Origin of the sequence: Companilactobacillus mindensis DSM 14500, assembly GCF_001434275.1 — a bacterium.
Classification (GTDB): Bacteria; Bacillota; Bacilli; order Lactobacillales; family Lactobacillaceae; genus Companilactobacillus; species Companilactobacillus mindensis.
On sequence record NZ_AZEZ01000085.1, the window covers coordinates 1 to 18,174 of the forward strand.

17 protein-coding genes are annotated in these 18,174 nt (G+C 36.7%); 6 read left to right on the top strand and 11 right to left on the bottom strand.

What is annotated here, in order from left to right; genetic code table 11:
* Positions 1 to 84 precede the first annotated feature (84 nt).
* From FD29_RS07590 to FD29_RS11770, 3 genes are all read left to right on the top strand, one after another.
* Positions 85 to 741, top strand: a complete 657-nt coding sequence (locus tag FD29_RS07590) for a metallophosphoesterase (RefSeq protein ID WP_057888342.1) — start codon at positions 85 to 87, stop codon at positions 739 to 741.
* 157 nt (positions 742 to 898) lie between these two features.
* The gene (locus FD29_RS07595) at positions 899 to 2,368 is read left to right on the top strand and encodes a DHA2 family efflux MFS transporter permease subunit (protein WP_057888343.1); all 1,470 of its coding nucleotides are present in this window, start codon (positions 899 to 901) and stop codon (positions 2,366 to 2,368) included.
* Positions 2,369 to 2,558: 190 nt separating this feature from the next.
* A complete protein-coding gene (locus FD29_RS11770) occupies positions 2,559 to 2,693 on the top strand; it encodes a hypothetical protein (protein ID WP_268872007.1) in 135 nt (44 codons plus the stop codon).
* Positions 2,694 to 2,794: 101 nt separating this feature from the next.
* Here the strand turns inward: FD29_RS11770 and FD29_RS07600 are convergent, their stop codons facing one another.
* Positions 2,795 to 3,925 carry a GGDEF domain-containing protein gene (locus FD29_RS07600; RefSeq protein WP_057888344.1) on the bottom strand — a complete coding sequence of 377 codons (1,131 nt, stop codon included), beginning with the start codon at positions 3,923 to 3,925 and terminating at the stop codon, positions 2,795 to 2,797.
* A gap of 532 nt (positions 3,926 to 4,457) precedes the next feature.
* Entirely contained in the window at positions 4,458 to 5,828 is a 1,371-nt protein-coding gene (locus FD29_RS07605) for an MDR family MFS transporter (RefSeq protein WP_057888345.1), read from the bottom strand.
* Between the two features lie 102 nt (positions 5,829 to 5,930).
* Here FD29_RS07605 and FD29_RS07610 point away from each other — a divergent pair, with 102 nt between their 5' ends.
* The 3 genes from FD29_RS07610 to FD29_RS11500 all read left to right on the top strand — a co-directional run bounded on the left by FD29_RS07610 (position 5,931) and on the right by FD29_RS11500 (position 9,176).
* Complete coding sequence (locus FD29_RS07610; RefSeq protein ID WP_057888346.1) at positions 5,931 to 6,374, top strand: MarR family winged helix-turn-helix transcriptional regulator; 444 nt, start codon at positions 5,931 to 5,933, stop codon at positions 6,372 to 6,374.
* Positions 6,375 to 6,628: 254 nt separating this feature from the next.
* Positions 6,629 to 7,726 (top strand): sensor histidine kinase, encoded by a 1,098-nt coding sequence (locus tag FD29_RS07615; RefSeq protein WP_162253422.1) that lies wholly within the window; start codon positions 6,629 to 6,631, stop codon positions 7,724 to 7,726.
* A gap of 595 nt (positions 7,727 to 8,321) precedes the next feature.
* A complete protein-coding gene (locus FD29_RS11500; RefSeq protein ID WP_162253423.1) occupies positions 8,322 to 9,176 on the top strand; it encodes a sensor histidine kinase in 855 nt (284 codons plus the stop codon).
* Positions 9,177 to 9,221: 45 nt separating this feature from the next.
* Here the strand turns inward: FD29_RS11500 and FD29_RS07625 are convergent, their stop codons facing one another.
* The 9 genes from FD29_RS07625 to FD29_RS11835 all read right to left on the bottom strand — a co-directional run bounded on the left by FD29_RS07625 (position 9,222) and on the right by FD29_RS11835 (position 17,857).
* On the bottom strand, positions 9,222 to 9,629 hold the full coding sequence (locus FD29_RS07625; protein WP_057888349.1) for a YxeA family protein: 408 nt from the start codon (positions 9,627 to 9,629) through the stop codon (positions 9,222 to 9,224).
* A gap of 39 nt (positions 9,630 to 9,668) precedes the next feature.
* Positions 9,669 to 10,055: a YxeA family protein gene (locus FD29_RS07630; RefSeq protein WP_057888350.1), complete on the bottom strand. Its 387-nt coding sequence runs from the start codon at positions 10,053 to 10,055 to the stop codon at positions 9,669 to 9,671.
* Between the two features lie 233 nt (positions 10,056 to 10,288).
* On the bottom strand, positions 10,289 to 11,416 hold the full coding sequence (locus tag FD29_RS07635; protein ID WP_057888351.1) for a 5-methyltetrahydropteroyltriglutamate--homocysteine S-methyltransferase: 1,128 nt from the start codon (positions 11,414 to 11,416) through the stop codon (positions 10,289 to 10,291).
* Positions 11,417 to 12,128: 712 nt separating this feature from the next.
* Positions 12,129 to 13,133: an NAD(P)-dependent oxidoreductase gene (locus FD29_RS07640; protein ID WP_057888352.1), complete on the bottom strand. Its 1,005-nt coding sequence runs from the start codon at positions 13,131 to 13,133 to the stop codon at positions 12,129 to 12,131.
* 103 nt (positions 13,134 to 13,236) lie between these two features.
* Positions 13,237 to 14,244 (bottom strand): D-2-hydroxyacid dehydrogenase, encoded by a 1,008-nt coding sequence (locus FD29_RS07645; RefSeq protein ID WP_057888353.1) that lies wholly within the window; start codon positions 14,242 to 14,244, stop codon positions 13,237 to 13,239.
* A gap of 203 nt (positions 14,245 to 14,447) precedes the next feature.
* Positions 14,448 to 15,440 carry a ketopantoate reductase family protein gene (locus tag FD29_RS07650; protein ID WP_057888354.1) on the bottom strand — a complete coding sequence of 331 codons (993 nt, stop codon included), beginning with the start codon at positions 15,438 to 15,440 and terminating at the stop codon, positions 14,448 to 14,450.
* A 511-nt stretch (positions 15,441 to 15,951) separates the two neighbouring features.
* Positions 15,952 to 16,869 (bottom strand): DMT family transporter, encoded by a 918-nt coding sequence (locus FD29_RS07655; RefSeq protein WP_057888355.1) that lies wholly within the window; start codon positions 16,867 to 16,869, stop codon positions 15,952 to 15,954.
* Positions 16,870 to 17,081: 212 nt separating this feature from the next.
* A complete protein-coding gene (gene greA, locus FD29_RS07660; protein WP_057888356.1) occupies positions 17,082 to 17,549 on the bottom strand; it encodes a transcription elongation factor GreA in 468 nt (155 codons plus the stop codon).
* 155 nt (positions 17,550 to 17,704) lie between these two features.
* Positions 17,705 to 17,857: a hypothetical protein gene (locus FD29_RS11835; RefSeq protein ID WP_157049394.1), complete on the bottom strand. Its 153-nt coding sequence runs from the start codon at positions 17,855 to 17,857 to the stop codon at positions 17,705 to 17,707.
* Between the last annotated feature and the right edge of the window lie 317 nt (positions 17,858 to 18,174).

Below are 18,174 nucleotides of genomic sequence, written 5' to 3' on the forward strand. Positions count from 1 at the left end.
TATGGCATCAGTATATACGAACTTGCGTTCTTGTAGCAACCGAAAATCACAAAAAAATCGGCTATCCATCCCACGACTAAAGTCATGGGAATTCCGCCAATTATTTTAAATGAATTCGATATTCCAGTTGCAATCACTTACGGTAATCACGATACCGAGGGCCAGTATAATCGGCAATATTTGCGTGATGCAGAAGCGAAGTTAAACAATTTAGCCAACAAACACCACAGTTACTTAGTCGATGATCGAGAAAATTACACGTTGGAGATTTTTGACTCAGAAACTGACCGTTTGGTAAATGTGATTTATGTTTGGAATAGTGGAGATTATTCCAATTGGTCAAAGATCAGCAAGTACGCTGCAATCGGCCGTCATCAGATCAACTGGTACGCTAAAACTAGCAATCAACCGTTCAATAAAACTTTTGATATTGGCTTTTTACATATTCCGTTGGCAGAATATTTGGCAGTGAACAAAGAACAGGTAGTTGGTTCATACAACGAAAAACCTTGTCCAGCCACAATTAATTCCGGACTTTTTCATGAATTATTAGTTAAGGATAAAGTTAAAGCAATTTTTGCCGGCCACGACCATGATAATAACTTTGCATCGGAATATTTCGGGATTCAACTCAATTATGGAAACGTAACGGGGTACAATGCCTATGGCAGGCTGGCTCGAGGCGTATTAGCCATCGACTTATATAACGATAAAGTAGAGCGCAGGATTATTAAATTCTAAAATGATTTCTTCCACTTTAAGGGGTGAATTTGTGACTTGAATTCATCCTTTTTTGGTGCAAACAGTTTGGAAAAGTAAAAAAAATTTCAGAAAAAACTTACGAAAAAGCTTTTTTTCTGGTATATTAACCAACTGTTGCAACAATTTGGAGGTAATTATGAGTAAGACTCAAGAAATTAATACAAAACCTCTTCATCCTTTATTGTCATTAATGGGTGTTCTAATTGGTGGATTCGTCGGAATGTTCAGTGAAACTTCGCTCAACATTGCACTGCCATCAATCATGAAAGCATTTAATGTTGAAACAGGTACAGCACAATGGTTGGTTACTGGGTATATGCTAGTTATTGCCATTGTCTTGCCACTTTCAAGTTTATTGACAAAACATTTTTCAACTAGGGGATTAGTTAGATTTGGATTATTGGATTTCATTGTTGGTTCAATTATTTCAGCTTTAGCCATCAGTTTCCCAATGTTGTTAGTCGGTAGAATGATTCAAGGTATTGCCACTGGTATCGTTTTGCCATTGATGTTCTCAATCGCTATGAGAATTTTTCCACCTGATAAATTAGGTGCAGCACTTGGTATGGCTGCTCTAGTTATCATGTTCGCTCCTGCTATTGGACCTACTATTTCAGGTATTATTTTAGGCATTTCTTCATGGAGATTTATTTTCTGGTCATTCGTTGTCTTTCTATTGATTGGTTTAATCATTATGGAAAAGAATTTGACGAATGTATTTGAAGTAACTAAGCCTAAAGTTGATTGGATTGCAATTATCCTTTCAACAATTAGTTTTGGTTTGATTGTCTTTGGTATTAGTTATCTCAGCAAAAATATGACGGTGGCTTTGATTTCCTTAGTCGTCGGTTTGATTTTGTTGGTTGTTTATATTAGACAACAATTACATGCAAAAACACCTACTTTGGACTTTGCAGTATTGAAGACACCAGAATTTGTTACTGGTTCAGTTTTAGTTATGATTAACTTCGGTATTACTTTATCAGCTATGTATCTTCTTCCAATGTATCTTCAAAATGGATTAGGCGTAGCTGTAGCTTTGACTGGTGTCGTAATGCTGCCTGGTGGTGTGATCAACGCTATCGTGTCATTTATCGCTGGTCGTGCCTATGATAAAATCGGTGCTAAGTTATTATCACGTTTAGGATTTTTGGTTTCAATCATTGGTGCAGTGATGTTCTTATTCAGTAACTCTCACAGTTCACTCGGATACATTATTGCTGCTCATATCGTTTTGATGATCGGTGTGCCTTTGGCTATGTCACCTGCTCAAACATACGGTTTGAATTCACTTGACGCTTATCAATCAGCCGACGGTTCAGCCATCATCAATACTTTCCAACAAGTTATCGGTGCCGTAGCTACTGGTATTGCTACAATTTTGTTGAGTACCGGCCAAGCAAATTACTTTGCAAATGGTGGTCATTCAGCTAAATTAGCATTTACTAATGGTGCTCACTACGGATTTGTGTTTACATTAATATTAGCTGTTTTTGGTTTCATATTGGCATTCCGTGTGCACAATAAGAGTGCAGAAACAGTCAGTTCCAAAGAAACAGAAACTTCATCTGCTAAAGATGAAAGTACTGCAACTGATTTGAGCTAGTCGCTAGGCTCTTTTCAGTAAAAACAATTGATACAAAAAGAACTGATCAAGATGGTAATTGATTAGTTTTTTTTTATGGAAAATCTTTTGGATGAACTGAAATTATAACTTGAAATATAGAGATGAATCCTTTACAATAATAGGGTTAATAAAATAAGTTAAATGAGTAACAGGAAGGAGGGTTTTTTACATGTCACAAAATACACATAAAGGTATGACTGGCCACCGCCGTCCTGTAAACCAAAAAAATGGTGCAGAAAAACGCGCTAACACACAAGCTGTTCTTGATTTTCTAAAGAGCCGTGACGAAAAAGAAGCTAAGTAATTAGTGAAAAAGAGCTAACAGATTTTTAATCTGTTAGCTCTTTTTTTATGCAAGTTAATTTTATCAATTTGTTCTGCTCTTTAATTGGCTTGTTTCACTCTCTAGCTGATGGTAATGGCTTTACGTCCGGATTTTTTGGAACTATACAGTGCTTTATCGACTCGAGAATAAAAGTCGTTAGTTGAATTGTCATTGGGAGAAATCTCCGAAACACCGACAGAAATGGTCAGATGGATCGTATTGTCTTCAAATAAAGTTTGCGAATGGTTTACGACTGAGAAGATTTCGTTAACGATACGTTTAGTGCTATCTAAATCATATTCAGGGAAAATGACATTAAATTCCTCACCACCGGTACGATAAAGTTTGATTTTAGGGTCGTTAGCAGCGATAACTTTTTTGACGACGTTGACGATATTTTGTAGTACTTTATCGCCGGCCAAGTGATCGTAAGTATCGTTGATATGCTTGAAGTGATCGACATCAAACATCATCATTGAAAATGTAGTTTGATCACGTTGGTATTTTTTGAAATCAGCGCGAAGGTCGATGTCAAAAGCATCGTAATTATAGGTTTCAGTCAATTTGTCATGGATAGCTTCTTTGAAAAGTGCTGTCCGTGATTCAATGTCATTGTAGAGTGTATAAATATATCCAAAAGTGAAAGCTTCAAGAACAATCAAATAGAAGACTTCTCTGAAATAAATATTTGGAGTGAGATTGAATTTGAGGGCAAGGAAGAACCAGTAAAGAAATCCGAAGACAGCACTGCTCAATAGATATTCAACAAAGGGAAAACGATTCTTAGTGTGGGACTTGGTGTAATTTAATGAGTGATAGAAACCAATCAAGATAAGCGCCATGCACCATGATTGCCAACTAAAAATAGCTGAATTAAAAAGCATGAAGATCAAGACGATAGGAGCAAATAAATCGTGCTTAGTGGGAACGCTGAGAATAACGGTATAAAAGATAGTAGCTACCAGTTGAAAATTAACATAGATCCAAGCCGAGTGTTTACCCCGAATTGAAAGTTGCATTGTTAACATGATGATCAAAATATAAATTATTCCTAGGATAAATCTTAATAAATATTCATCGATATTATATTTTTTGAGATTGATGAATTTTTTTATGCCATCGAAGATAACTTGAAAAACTAGGAAGACGCCCATGATGAAAAAGAGGCTTGAGATTAATGTTGTTTCACTTAAAAGTGTGTTTGTCAGCAAATTATTTTTCCCCCTAGATTAAATAGACCAATATTCAATATAAGTATAATCATTTTTAATTAAAAACTTAATAGTCAATTAGACCAATTTGTTCCGATATTTTGAATATACAAAAAAAGTCGTAGTGATTTTCCCAAAAGGTTCTTTCTTGGGTTTTGTTGTTCACTGCCGTCTTCCATGAAATCCCGGCGGATTGCTGGAACGCTGTGACCATCGATTTAAGCCAATCAAAGATTGTCTCAAATTCGAGGTGTTATCTAACTCCGCAAAGAACGCGAAGTAAGATAGACTACCACGGCTGAGCATCCGCTGGGATTTCATTCCAGACTAAACTGTTTTTTATTTGTTTTACATTAGTAGTGTTAAGGATTTTAAATCTAATGATTCGATATTTTATTTAAAACAATACTAAAAAGGTCATCCAGTTGATTTTTTGGATGGCCTATTAGTATAAATAATTGTATGTAACCAAAGTTGAAAAAGAACTGCCCCAAAGGTACTACGATTTTTGTTGACCAGCTTGTTTCACTCTCTAATTCAAATCAGATCGATGCAATTTGCGAGTGGTTATCAAAGCAACGATTAGAAATCCCAGACAGGCTAAGAATCCAGCTTGAATACCAGTTGCTTGGTTGACGGTACTTCCGGTCAAGGCTTTGTCAGCTAAAGTGATAACGGCAATGATGATAGCTGTTCCAAAGGATGCGGCAATTTGGCGCAGGGTGTTGAAGGTAGCTACACCGTCGGAAAGATACTTCTTAGGCAAAGCACTCAGAGCATGGGTTTGGATCGGAATCAAAATCAATACCAATCCAAGTTGGCGAATCGTTTGTCCCAGCGTCAACATTAGAACCGAGGCATTGACGTCGATCACCGCTTGTAGGAAAGTTCCGAAGCAATCGATCAAAACGCCGGTAACGACGATTCGTTTGATAGGATATTTGTCGAACAGTCGGCCGCTGATTGGCGACATAAAGCCCGTCAACATAGCACCTGGTAGCAAGGCTAATCCCGAAATCAGTGGACTCTTATGCAAAATCGTCTGAATCATCAGAGGTAAAAGAATCGTGTTGCCATACATAGTTAAGACGATCAACATATTAATAACAGTCGCAAAGGTGAATTGGGAATGTTTAAAAATTTCGAAATCAATAATCGGACTATCGGTTCGATTTTCCATGAAAGAAAAGACAACGATTAAAATTAGACCGATAGCAGTGAAGCCTAAAACGTTGAATGAAACTAAATTAGCTTGACCGATATTGGAGAAGCCAGTCAGTAGGAACAACAAGCCCAAACTGATTGTGATCAAACTAGGAACGTCGAATTTGGGATCGTCGTTAGTTTCGATCTGTGGCAATTGGACGATGGCCAAAATAATAACGTCGATGATGAATGGCAAGATCAAGATGAACAAGTATTGCCAGGCAAAGTACTGTAAAATCACTCCAGATAACGTTGGACCGATAATAGGGGAGAAATTAAAGGCCAGACCAATAATCCCCATAACAGCTCCTTGTTTGCTTCTAGTGGTATATTTCATAGCCAAAACGTTGACTAAAGGCATCATCATACCAGTTCCGACGGCTTGGATCATACGGCCGATAATAACAGTGGTAAAGGAACTAGCAATGGCACCTAAGATCGTTCCGACCAAAAAGATCGAACTAGAAGTTATAAAGAGATGTCTGAAAGAAACTTTCTTAATAAAGTAGGCACTAGTTGGAATCATAATGGCGTTAACTAATGTATAACCGTTGGTCAACCACTGAACGGTGGAAGAATTAACGTTGAATACCCGCATAAAAGTGGGCAAAGCTGTGTTCATTAAAGTAGAGCACAAAACACCAAAGAAGGTCCCGAAGACCATAATGAATAGTGATTTTTTAATTTGTTTTGACATTACTGGCAATACTCCTCAAGAATGTTAGTTGACTTTAGCAACTTTTTTTATTTTAATAATGAAGGTTATTAAAGTCAACAAGTTCAAGGGAGAGATGATTTTATGAATGCAGAGAATATTAGAAAAATTCGAGAATTCAATCGCTCTTATACTAGAGTTTTGAAATTAACTGATAAATATCACTTAGATACACAATATACTTTGTTAGAGTCTCGTTTGTTATTAGAAATCGACCGCGGTGTGAATAGTGCCAATCAATTGATGTTACTGTTGCATGTGGATAAGGGTTATTTAAGTCGAACTCTAAAAAAACTGAAATCAGAAGGACTTTTAATAGAAGTTCCTAATGATCAGGACAAACGCATCAAGAATTTGAACCTGACAAATGATGGGGAAAAGGTTTTAAAAATGATCGACCAACGAGCTGATACACAAGTAGAAACTTTATTTTCATCGATTCCCACTGAAGAGTTAGAAAATGTGATTCGAGATATGCAGGAGATAAAAAATGCTGTTAAAAAGTATTCACACGATAAAGAAATTTAAAAATTATTTGAAGGGTCCTGTAATTAATAATGGCGGCATTTTCTAGTTTATCTTGGTTTATCGCTGACTTTGCTAATACGATATTACTTTTTACTTTGGTATTCTTAATATTTCCTAGAGCGGCGACTAAGTTCAATCTGATTTTTTTGGTAGTTGTTATCTTTTTAGTTAGTTATGTGGACTATCATTTTGATATAAGTGAAATAGCGAGCGTGCTGCTGTATTTCGTTATGGTACGAAACGAAAAAGTTAAATTGATAGAAAAAATTTTGGTTATGGCTTATGCCTTCTTTTCTTGTACCATTTCATTCAGCGTTGGATTTTATGTAGTGTACGATGTGCTGAATTTTCCAGAACAGTCGTATGGATTAGTTGGATTTGAGCTTGTGATGATTGCACTGGCAATTAGTTATTTTTTGTCGTTGTCAGTCTATTATCTTGGCAAAAAATTGATTGAGAAGCTCCAATTGGAATATATCGTGCATGATTCAGCAATCGAATCGGTAATTTTGATAGCGTTGGTTATTCTCATAGCTTCAAATTTTACTTTGAATTTTGTTAGCAAACATTTAGATATACAGCGAACGTATCTGCTTATTATTTTGTCAACGACACTATTTACATTGGCATTCATTGGTATCGGGATGATTGTTTTTATTTTGGGACATTTGAGTAAAGTAAAAGCGGATTATGAACTGCAACAGATCAACGAACGTAACGCTTATATTAATGGTTTAGAAAATAAAAATAGCGAACTGCGTAGATTCAAACACGATTATAAGAATTTTTTATTATCATTGTCGGTCTCAATTGAGAACAATCAAGATGACAGTGAAATCGTTCAAAGATTATTGAATTACGCTGATGTTAATCTGAAAAATGACACTAAGCTAAATGACGCTAATTTATATAAGATCAACGATAAGTTGATTCGGGGTATCATCATCACTAAGATCATGATTGCTCGTGACAAAGGGGTTCAAACGAATGTCGAAATAGATAAAGATATCGAAATTTCTAAACGAACCTCAGTCGATATTACTAGAATATTGGGAATCCTTTTTGATAATGCCATCGAGGCCTCATTAAAGAATCCCAAACCTGAATTGGATTATGCCCTGATATCATATGATGAATCAATAGAATTTGTTTTTAAGAATAATGTTGATCCATCGTTAAAAATCGAAATGAATAAGATATATAACAACGGTTATTCAACCAAGTCCGACCACAATGGTTTGGGTTTAGCTACGGTCAAACAAATCGTTAACTCAAATAAAAACTTCTTACTACAAACTAAGTTTGAAAATGCTGAATTCTCAACAGTTTTAACCAGTATAAAAATAAATTAAAAAGGATGCCTCAAAATAAACTTTTGGACATCCTTTTAATTGTCATAATAAACATTATCAATATTTTGAGAAGAAGATGGTAATGTATTATGAAGAAGAAAAATTTTAGAAGGATTTGAAATAATTAATGTCAATATACCCGGATATAGAATGGATCATCCTTGATCTTGCCAATACGCTCTTAATATTTATCCTCACGTTTATGATATTTCCAAAATCATTTACTAAACTTAATGTCATAATCTCAATAATCTTTGCCTCATTGAGTACTAAGGCAGATTTATATATGGTAGGAACGAGTACTATCTTAATTATTTTGTTATATTTTTTTATTGTTCGGAAAACTGATACCAAAATGATTGAAAAATTATTGAGTTTTATACTGATTTTATTTACTTGTACATTTACTCAATCCATTGGAGCGTACGTTCAACGAAATGTATTTCATTTTCCCTATGTTATGGAGGGAGAGGTTGCAGTTGCTTCTGCAATAGTAGTGATAGTAACCAATTATGCACTGTCGTTGTTAATATATTACATAGTCACTAAATTAATTGATCGTTTTAATTTAAAATATATTCTGAAAGATACAGTTGTGGAATGGATCATATTAATTTCATTTATCATTTTAACGGCAACGTATTTTGGACTAAGTATTGTCAGCAAATATCTTCATATTCAACAGATATACATTGTTATTATTTTAGTATCGACAATGGTTACTTTGATTTTTATTGGAATCGGAATGACTGTTTTCATTGTTGGACATTTAAGTAAGGTCAAGGCGGATTATGAGTTGCAACAGATCAGCGAACGGAATGCTTATATCAATGGTCTGGAAGAAAAAAATAATGAATTGCGTAGATTCAAACACGACTATAAAAATTTCCTGTTGTCGTTATCGGCTTCAATTGAAAATAACCAAGACGATAGCGAAATAGTACAGAGACTATTGAACTACGCTGACGTTAATTTGAAAAATGACACTAAGCCAAGTGATGCCAATTTATATAAGATCAATGATAAATTGATTCGGGGTATCATCATCACTAAGGTCATGATTGCTCGTGATAAGGGTATTCAAACGAATGTCGAAATAGCCGAGAACGTTGAAATTGCTCAAAAATTCTCAATCGATATTACTAGAATCTTAGGTATTTTGTTCGACAATGCCATCGAAGCATCGTTAAAAAATCCTAAGCCAGAATTGGATTTTGCCTTGATATCATATGATGAATCAGTAGAATTTGTTTTTAAGAATAATGTTGATCCAACTGCTACGATTGAAATGAGTAAGTTGTACGATTTGGGCTATTCAACCAAGTCTAACCACAATGGCTTAGGTTTAGCTACGGTCAAAAAAATCGTTAATTCGAATAAGAACTTCTTACTTCAAACTAAGTTTAAAAATTCAAAATTCTCAACAGTTTTAACCAGTATGAAAAAATGAAAAAACGTTAGAAATCCTTAAACATAGGAATTTCTAACGCTTTTTTTATGATTCATGATTTATTTTATAATCTTTGCGTAATTTACGTGAGACGTTGTAAGGCAATGAGTCTCGAGAAACTTTTTTATATGATTTAACGTGAGTCCCTCGAGTATCCAATTTAATATATTGTCCTTGTTTCAATTTTCCGTAGCCGGTAAATTCAACATAGTGGGGACGACTTTGACGATCGTAACTCTTGAGGTAATAAGTATAATTGCCTTCGCCATCATAGTCAGCAGCCACTTGATTGTCGACTTTAACGAATTTTGGACCTTTGTCAGCTAACAAATTATATTTATTAAATGATTGGGCAAAGTTGCTAGTCTGGTCTTTTAGAAAGGTACCGGTCATAAAATAACCAAGACCGATGAAAATAAGTGCGGTAAAGAAAATATTAGTAAACTTTTTCATGATTTCTCCTTACATCAAAAAAGGGCTCAAAGCCCCAGATTATTGAAGATTCAATTTAGTATAAACGTCACTTGGGATGTCTTTTTTGAAGACTTCCTTATATGAATATACATAGCTGCCTTTAGTATCTAATTCTAAGTAATGGTCTTGTTTCAACTTGCCCATACCCATAAATTTTACAGGATGCTCATTGCCATTGTCATCATAGCTTTTAAGATCATATGTGTAATTACCATAACCATCGTCATCTTTTGCCTCGGTATTATCTATTTTTACAAATTTTGGTTCACGTTTCACCAATACGTTATAAGCATTGAATGCTTGAGCGAATTGACTGGTGCTGTCCTTGGTGTAGGCACAAGCACCTAAATATCCTAACCCGATTACTACGATACCCAACAAAAAAACTCTTAAAAAACTTCTCATTTGAATTACCTCCTGACAAGTATATTAAGAGTTCTTGGTTTTTTTATACATTTGATCTACTTACATTATTCTTACAGATTTGTAAGTCTACCACCAATCAAAATTAAGCGTATAGTCTACGATTCTGTTGAATAATTTGGCAATGAATTCCATCATGATATGCGCCTCCAAAATCTATAAACTTTAATTCCTACTTATATTATAGTTCTTTCTGAAAGCGCTATCAATGGTTCTTATCCCCAAATCTCATCTTGAATTGATTTAACGAGTTTGAGTTTGTCCCATTGTTGTTGTTCAGTCAATGTGTTGCCTTCTTCAGTAGAAGCAAAGCCACATTGAGTTGATAACCAGAGACGGTCTAAAGGAAGATATTGGCTGGCTTCTTTGATACGGTCGATGACTTCTTGACGGTCTTCGAGTTCACCAGATTTAGAAGTGATGAGGCCAAGGACAACTTTCTTATTACCAGAAACTTTGGCTAATGGTTCGAAACCACCGGCACGTTTTGAATCATATTCAAGGAAGTAAGTGTCGACATTTTCTTTAGCAAATAAGGTGTCAGCAACAGGACCATAGCCACCAGAGAAAGCAAAGTCAGAGTGATAATTTCCACGGCAGACGTGAGTATTGATCGTCAAATCTTCGGGTAAGTTTTCAATTGCTTTGTTGTTCAAAGTTAAGAGAATATCTTGAATACCAGAGTTGGCATAAGCTTTTCCATCCGGAGTAGCTAGGAAGCTGTCGTCTAAGAATAATCCCCATGAACAGTCATCAAGTTGAATCACACGAGCACCTTCATCGTAGAAGGCTAAAATTGCGTCGTGATAAGCTTTTTCGATGTCAGTGTATAAATCTTCAATGTTTGGATAAAATTCCTTAATCTTGTCGTCGTTAGTTCCACGGATCAATTCGATATAAAGTTGTGATGGAGCAGGGATGGTTTGTTTTGGTTCGATGTCTAGATTGTCAGTCAAAGATTTCAAATAGTCGAAGTGTTTGATGAAAGGATGAGTTTCTTTGTTGAAGCGGATCTTGCCAGAAAGGATGGCTGTATCGTCACGAGTTTCCTCATGGGCAAAATGATAGCCTTCGCCGTAATGAATGTGTTCGATTCCTTCAAAGCCCCAGAAGAAGTCCAAGTGCCAATAAGAACGACGATATTCGCCATCAGTTGCATAATCTAGTCCGGCAGCGACTTCTTTGTCGACTAAGTCCTTAATTGATTCGTCTTCGATTGCAGTTAATGTTTCTTGTGAAATCTTTTTGTCAGCGAAATCCTGACGAGCCTTTTTGAGTACCTCTGGTCTTAAGAAACTACCTACATGTTGAAATCCAATCTTACTTGCTGTATTTACTGTCATAATGAAATCCTCCTGAGTGTATGTGAATTTATTTGTTCGTGGTAGAAAATTACTAGATACGTTGGAATTGAAAATTTGAAGAAGCGCTTGTTGGTTTGAATTATGTTTGGAATAAATATGCTTTAAAATTCGTCCTAGGTTTAGCCTTAGTCAGCCTGATCCGAACGATCCACTGGAACGTTCGGATAATGGCCTCTAGGTGGCGGAGCCGATTAGAATCCTTTATTAGCAACCTCACTTATGTGTGATAACCAAATTTCTTGTGGGTTAACCCAAACGATCCACTGGAACGTTTGGATAATGGCCTCTAGGTGGCGGAGCCACTGAGAGGCCATAAAAAAAGTCGCCCCTACATACACAGAATTACTCTGCTATGTAGGGACGACTACCGTGATACCACCCTAATTCATATTTTGCTTGCACAAAATACCTCAACGACACATATATTATATGTCCGGGATGATATCGCATCCTTGCGTACCTTTGGCTTTCACCTAGGTAAGACTCCAAGCTCATCTTCAGTTAAACTTTCGTTCCGCCTTTTCACTAGCTGACGGTCACTGTCTAAACTACTCGTTTACTTACTCTTCTCTTCAACGTCTAATAAGATTAAATAAATTCTAATTATTTGATTGGTGATAAATTTACACCTCTAATTTTACTTTGTCAAACTAAATTAGAAATTTTTTCTAAATTTTATGCCAAATAGGCATTATTTGTCTAAATCTACAATAGTCGAGGGAGTTTTTCCTTCAATCAAAGCCTTGTTGGAATCGAACGCCGTTATGACCATTTTGCGAACGGCCGTCTGAGTATAGAAGGCGTTATGAGGGGTAATAACGACGTTGTTTCTTTGCAATAAATCACGGATATCTCCGTTGGGAATGTTTTTTAAACTACTCCAGATTTTACCGAATACAGAGGTTTCATCGTCTAAAACATCTAGCCCGGCTCCAGCAATTTGACCACTATCTAAGCCCTTGATTAGCGCATCAGTGTCGAGTAATTGACCGTGAGCACAGTTGATCAAAATAACGCCGGGTTTCATTTGTTTGATGGCTGAATCGTTGATCAAGTAGCGGGTATTTGAAGTCAGCGGCAGTTGCAAAGTTATTACATCGCTTTTTTGATAAAGTTCAGTCAAATGATCAGCGTATAATCCTTGAGTTTCCAAATCGCTGTTGTGCTCGATGTCATAAGCAATCACTTTGGAACCTAAAGCTTGCAAGAGTTTGATGACGGCAAGTCCTGTCCGACCAGTGCCAATCACGCCAATGGTTTGACTGCTGAAACTTTGACCGATGTTAGGAGATAAGGTGAAGTCGCCTTGGTGCATTTTCTCGGTGAACTGCGGTTGCTGCTGCAATAATTGACCCATTAGGACGATAACGTGTTCAGCGATTGAACTGGCGCAATAATCGGGAACATTGGTCAATTTGAAACCTAGTTCTTTGAGATCCTTAAAATTGAAATTAGCGATATTCGTAGTGCGAGTTGAGAGATTATGGATACCTAATTTGTTAAGTATTTCGAGGGCATCTCTTGAATAATGAGCATTCTGCATAGTAACGATACCGTCGGCGTCATCCGCTAAAAAGGCGGAATCAGAAGTTAAATCGTAACCAGTAAAATTCACTTCAACACCAGGATTGGTTGATTTCCATTCTTCTAAAACTAATTTTTCGTCGTCACGAATGCCATAAGCAAATATTTTCATTGTTGAACCCCCAGTCATACTTTCATTAAAGCAGAGTTCTCTGACAAAATAAAATTCAATACAAAAAAGCCAGACCATTGGCCTGACTTCTTGTATTGAATTTTTACTCAACAGTGATGTCGACAGGGTACTTAGGTGCCTTGTTTTCGAGCATCTTCAAATTATCATTCAGTGAATCGAAGACCATATTGTGTACAGCAGTCGTAGTGTAGAAAGCTGTGTGCGGTGTGATGATAACATTATCGCGATTGATCAAAGCCTTGAATTGAGGATCTTTAACGTCGTTTATACTGTCGAATTTCTTTTGGAAGACATCATTTTCACTTTCCAAAACATCCAAACCAGCACCACCAACTTTGCCACTGTCGAGCGCAGCAATCAAAGCGTCAGTGTCGACTAAACCACCACGAGCAGCGTTGATCAAAATAACACCGTCTTTCATTTTGGCAAAGGCATCAGCATCGATCATATGAACATCTCGTTTGGCCAATGGCGTGTGGAGCGTCAAAATATCAGCTTGCTCGATGACTTCATCAGGTGTATCAACGTAAATACCTAAGTTTTCAAGGTATGGATTAGGCTTGATATCGTAGGCAACGACTTTGGCACCAAAAGCCATCATGATGCGGGCGACAACTGATCCAATATGACCGGTACCGATGATACCAACTGTTTTGCCGTTGATCTCTTCACCGATAGTAGGGAACCATCTGAAGTCTGTGTTGGCGAATTTTTGATCGAATTCAGGTACACGACGTAGTAAACGCAACATTAAACTGGTTGTGTGTTCAGCGATAGCATTAGGTGAGTAGACAGGAACATTAGTCAATGAAAATCCCAAATCACGGAGGTCTTTAAAGTCGAAACCGTCTAAACCAACGTTACGAACGGAGATTTTACTGATACCAAAACTTTGCAATTTTTCCAAAGCAGCACGGGTATAAGCTTGTGTTTGCAACAATACAACGCCGTTATAACCCTTAGCAAGATCAGCAGTTTCTTCGGTTAAAATTTGGTTGGTATAGTCGAGTTCAACATCCGGGTGAGCATTGCTCCATTCTTTCATGTATCCTTGTTCATCTTCACGAACTCCGTATAAGTAAATTTTCATACAATCCCTCTTTCTATATTTATTAGAAAATTTATATAAAAATTAGTATTCTCTAATAATTTGTTGATATTAAGTGTAACGCAATTTTTGGTAAATAAAAGTAAAAATTGAAATATTAGTAAAAAACGATAGAAATTTTCTCAGTGAGAGATATTCTATCGTTTTAGTTGGTATTATTTTTTTGATTTTCTGAAGGATTTTAATTACTTTGCCATTTCGACTGCCAAGACTGATTTCTCCAAGGCTTCTACGTCAAAGTCACGCGAGAATTCAGCTAAATGAACCAAGTTACGTAAGAAATCATGGGTCGTTGCTTCATAATGGTACTTCAAACCTAGTTCGTAAATATAGCCATTGATGTAGTCGACCTCGGTATTGCGACCTTTGGACATGTCTTGATACATGGATGGGAAGTGTAGGGGATTGCTGACCGAACTTACGTATTGCACAGTTTCCCATTCTTCTTCGCGCGTATTCAACAAGGTGATCCCCGCGCGTTCACAGACGTCAAAAGCTTCGTTGATCAATTGTTTGCTCAATTTTTCAGCTGCTGGCGATTGAATGAATTCGCCCATTTGAATTTGGAACATGGTACAGAGAGTGTTGACGACTGAGTTGAAGATCACTTTTGCCATCAAGGTTCCCATCAAATTAGTTGTTAGAACAGGATTCAAATTAGCTTTCTGAAAATCTTCTACGATCTCATGAGTAGTTTCATCGGGCTTTTCCGTTTCATTAGCCATGTGCATACTACCGGCTCCTTTGGCACCAATGAAATCAACATCTCCAGGTCCATTCAAAACCGTACCAATCATGGCTGTGGCGCCAATAACTTTAGACTGGTCGAAGTATTGGTTAAGCTTGTCAATGTGTCCCATACCATTCATTGGTGAAACTACGTACTGATAATCTTTGAAACAATGGGCCGTACGTTTCAATGCATCAGCCAACTGCATTTGTTTAGTAAAGACGATCCAGACGTCAGGTTCGCCAGCGTATTCTTCGGGGGTATAAATGTTAATCGGCACGAGATGTTTACCAACGTGGTCACGAGAAACGAAGACACCGTTTTGTTCACGGATCTTCTCGATTTGTGGTTCCCAGATCTCAACGAAGTCGACGTCAAAACCGGCCTCTTGTAATAGAACTCCATATCGCAAGCCCATAGCGCCTGCACCTAATACTGTATATTTCATAAATACCGCCTCCAAAAATTTGTAACTGAATTATTAGACGATGATTAGAAAATGTCAATATAAAATTAATTGTGTTTTAATCATTTTTTTAGTGACTGTTTATAGTATGAATTATATTAATAAAATTTTATATTTGTTGTTAAACCGCTACGCTTGGATTTTTTGAATAAAATTATTTATCAAAACGTATTGACATTATCATCGCAAGAATATATTATGAGCACAATCAAATTTAATTTTCGTCTAATCGAAACTCATCAAAGGAGGTTGTCGTCATGTATAGTATTTTGCTAATTATTGTCGTGATTATTTTGCAGATTAACTTGGACATTGCCGAACATTCCCGCGAACCGTGTTATAGCGATTGGGTAAAATGAACGCCAAGGATGTCTGAGTTGATTTATTTCAACTTAGGCATTTTTTTTATTCTCAAGGGGGATGGTTATATCGGAATGAAGACAAATAAAAAAGGCAGAACGATTAAATCGTCCTACCCAAGCAAATTCAATTATTAGTCGGCATCATAACGATTCAAAACATAGATTGCTACGACGACGATGATGGCACCAATTGCTTCAGCCACGTTCACAGCGTAGTGAAGGAAAATAACACTTAAAACGAGGGTGGTAAAAGGTTGAACCGCATCTGTAATACTAATGATAGCGGCGGTTGTATATTTAGTACTCAAAACCATGAGTAGGAATGCCAAAACGGTACCGATCAAGATAACTATTCCAATTCCTAAGATACTAGCAGTAGTCATCTTTGGTGGATTGACCCAGATGGGACTGAAGAAGTTGGAAATGATACCCGCAATCAACATTCCCCAACCAGTAATTAAAATTCCGTGATATTTGGCAATTAAGTTTTGTGGAATCGTGATGTATAAAGCGGCCGTGATACCACTACCGATACCCCAAAGTACTGATATTAAAGGAATCGATAAGTGACCTAGGTCACCACGTGTGATCATTAAAACGACACCGATCAATGCCAAAACAAAGGAAATAACATCGACACGGGAAGTTTTTTTCTTAGTAAAGATAACTGCCCCAATCATAATAAATAGAGGTGACAAGTACTGTAAAATCGTAGCTGTTGACGAATTACCAGTTTTGATAGCATGGAAGAAAGTAAACATGTTAGCTAAAAGTCCGAAGACAGCAAAGCTTAACAAGGTCAAAAGATCCTTCCAATTTTTAAAGACGGCAAAGAATTCACTTTTTGGTAAGATGATCAAACCAACGACCAATAAAATGATTCCTGCCAAAGTTGTCCGCGTAGCGATGAACCACATAGCCGGGATGTTTAGGTTCTTAGCGACAACTTGTAAAACTGTACTAGAAATTCCCCAGAGAGCAGAAGCACAAAATGCTAGCCAAAAGCCTCGGTCAAGAGTTTTTTTGGCAATCTTCTTACTTTCATCCATTAAAAAATATCCTCCTAAAAAACTAATAGACCTATTATACCCGTCGATATTTAGTTTTGACTATTATTTTTTTGTGGATAAAACAGGATTCTATCAATGGGATATCAAGAAACTTAGGGAAACAGGGATTTATACACAATGGTATATGCCATATTTAAATAATTATGATATGGTTTTACACAATTAACAGGTCAATAAAAAAACTTTACCTATTATAATTTGATAGCGATGATTTTAACTTGATAAGAACCATCAGGGGATTCTACATCGACAATGTCATTAACTTTATGATTATTGAGAGCTTTACCAATGGGTGATTCGAAGGAAATTTTCTTCTGTTCAAGATTAGCCTCTTGTTTACCAACCAATTGATATGTCAGTTGATCGTGATCGTCCATAAATTCAATCGTTACAAATTTACCAATATCGAGTTTGTCATTATCGGCTGGAGTAACAACATCGGCGTATTGCAGTTGTTTTTCTAAAAAATGCAAGCGGCCGTTTAGTTGACCCAATTCTCGCTTAGCAGTCGAATATTCAGTGTTTTCAGAGCGGTCCCCCAAAGCAGCCGCAGCGGCTAAGATTTTGATCTTGTGAGGCCGGATTTTCTTCAAGTCTTTGATTTCTTGTTCGATAGCTTTATAACCAGCAGGGGTCATTTTATTAAAAGTTGGTTCCATATTTAAAACCTCGGATATGTTGATTTTCTAGGAATAATTTAACGTAAATGAGGTATGAAATCAATATTCCGCCTTCCGACCAAAAGCTGATGGGCTGGAACGTGGTGAGGCGACTTGGAGCCAATTTAAAAATTGTCTTCAAGCTCGTCAGTAATCTAAGCCAGCAAGGTACGCTGACTAAGATTAAGCCACCACTGAGCCCATCGGCTTTTGCTCTCCAGGCTAGGGCTTTCGTTGTTTAGAAGTGTAACTGGAGCATAAAGCGTTTCTTCATTTTTGTTTTGTTGAAATAAAAAATGAGATGTTATTTAAATATTCCGCCTTCCGATCAAAAGCTGATTGGGCTGGAACGTGGTGAGGCGACTTGGAGCCAATTTAAAAATTGTCTTCAAGCTCGTCAGTAATCTAAGCCAGCACAGTACGCTGACTAAGATTAAGCCACCACTGAGCCCATCAACTTTTGCTCTCCAGGCTAAGGTTTTCGTTGTTTAGTTGGTATCTGTAATATTTGAGTAAAAATCATTAGTAATATAAAAATAGTTTTACATATAAGAAGACCGTAATTCCTAAATTATGCGATAATCCCTTTGTGGTTGTCATATGAAATAATATAAATTCATTTGAT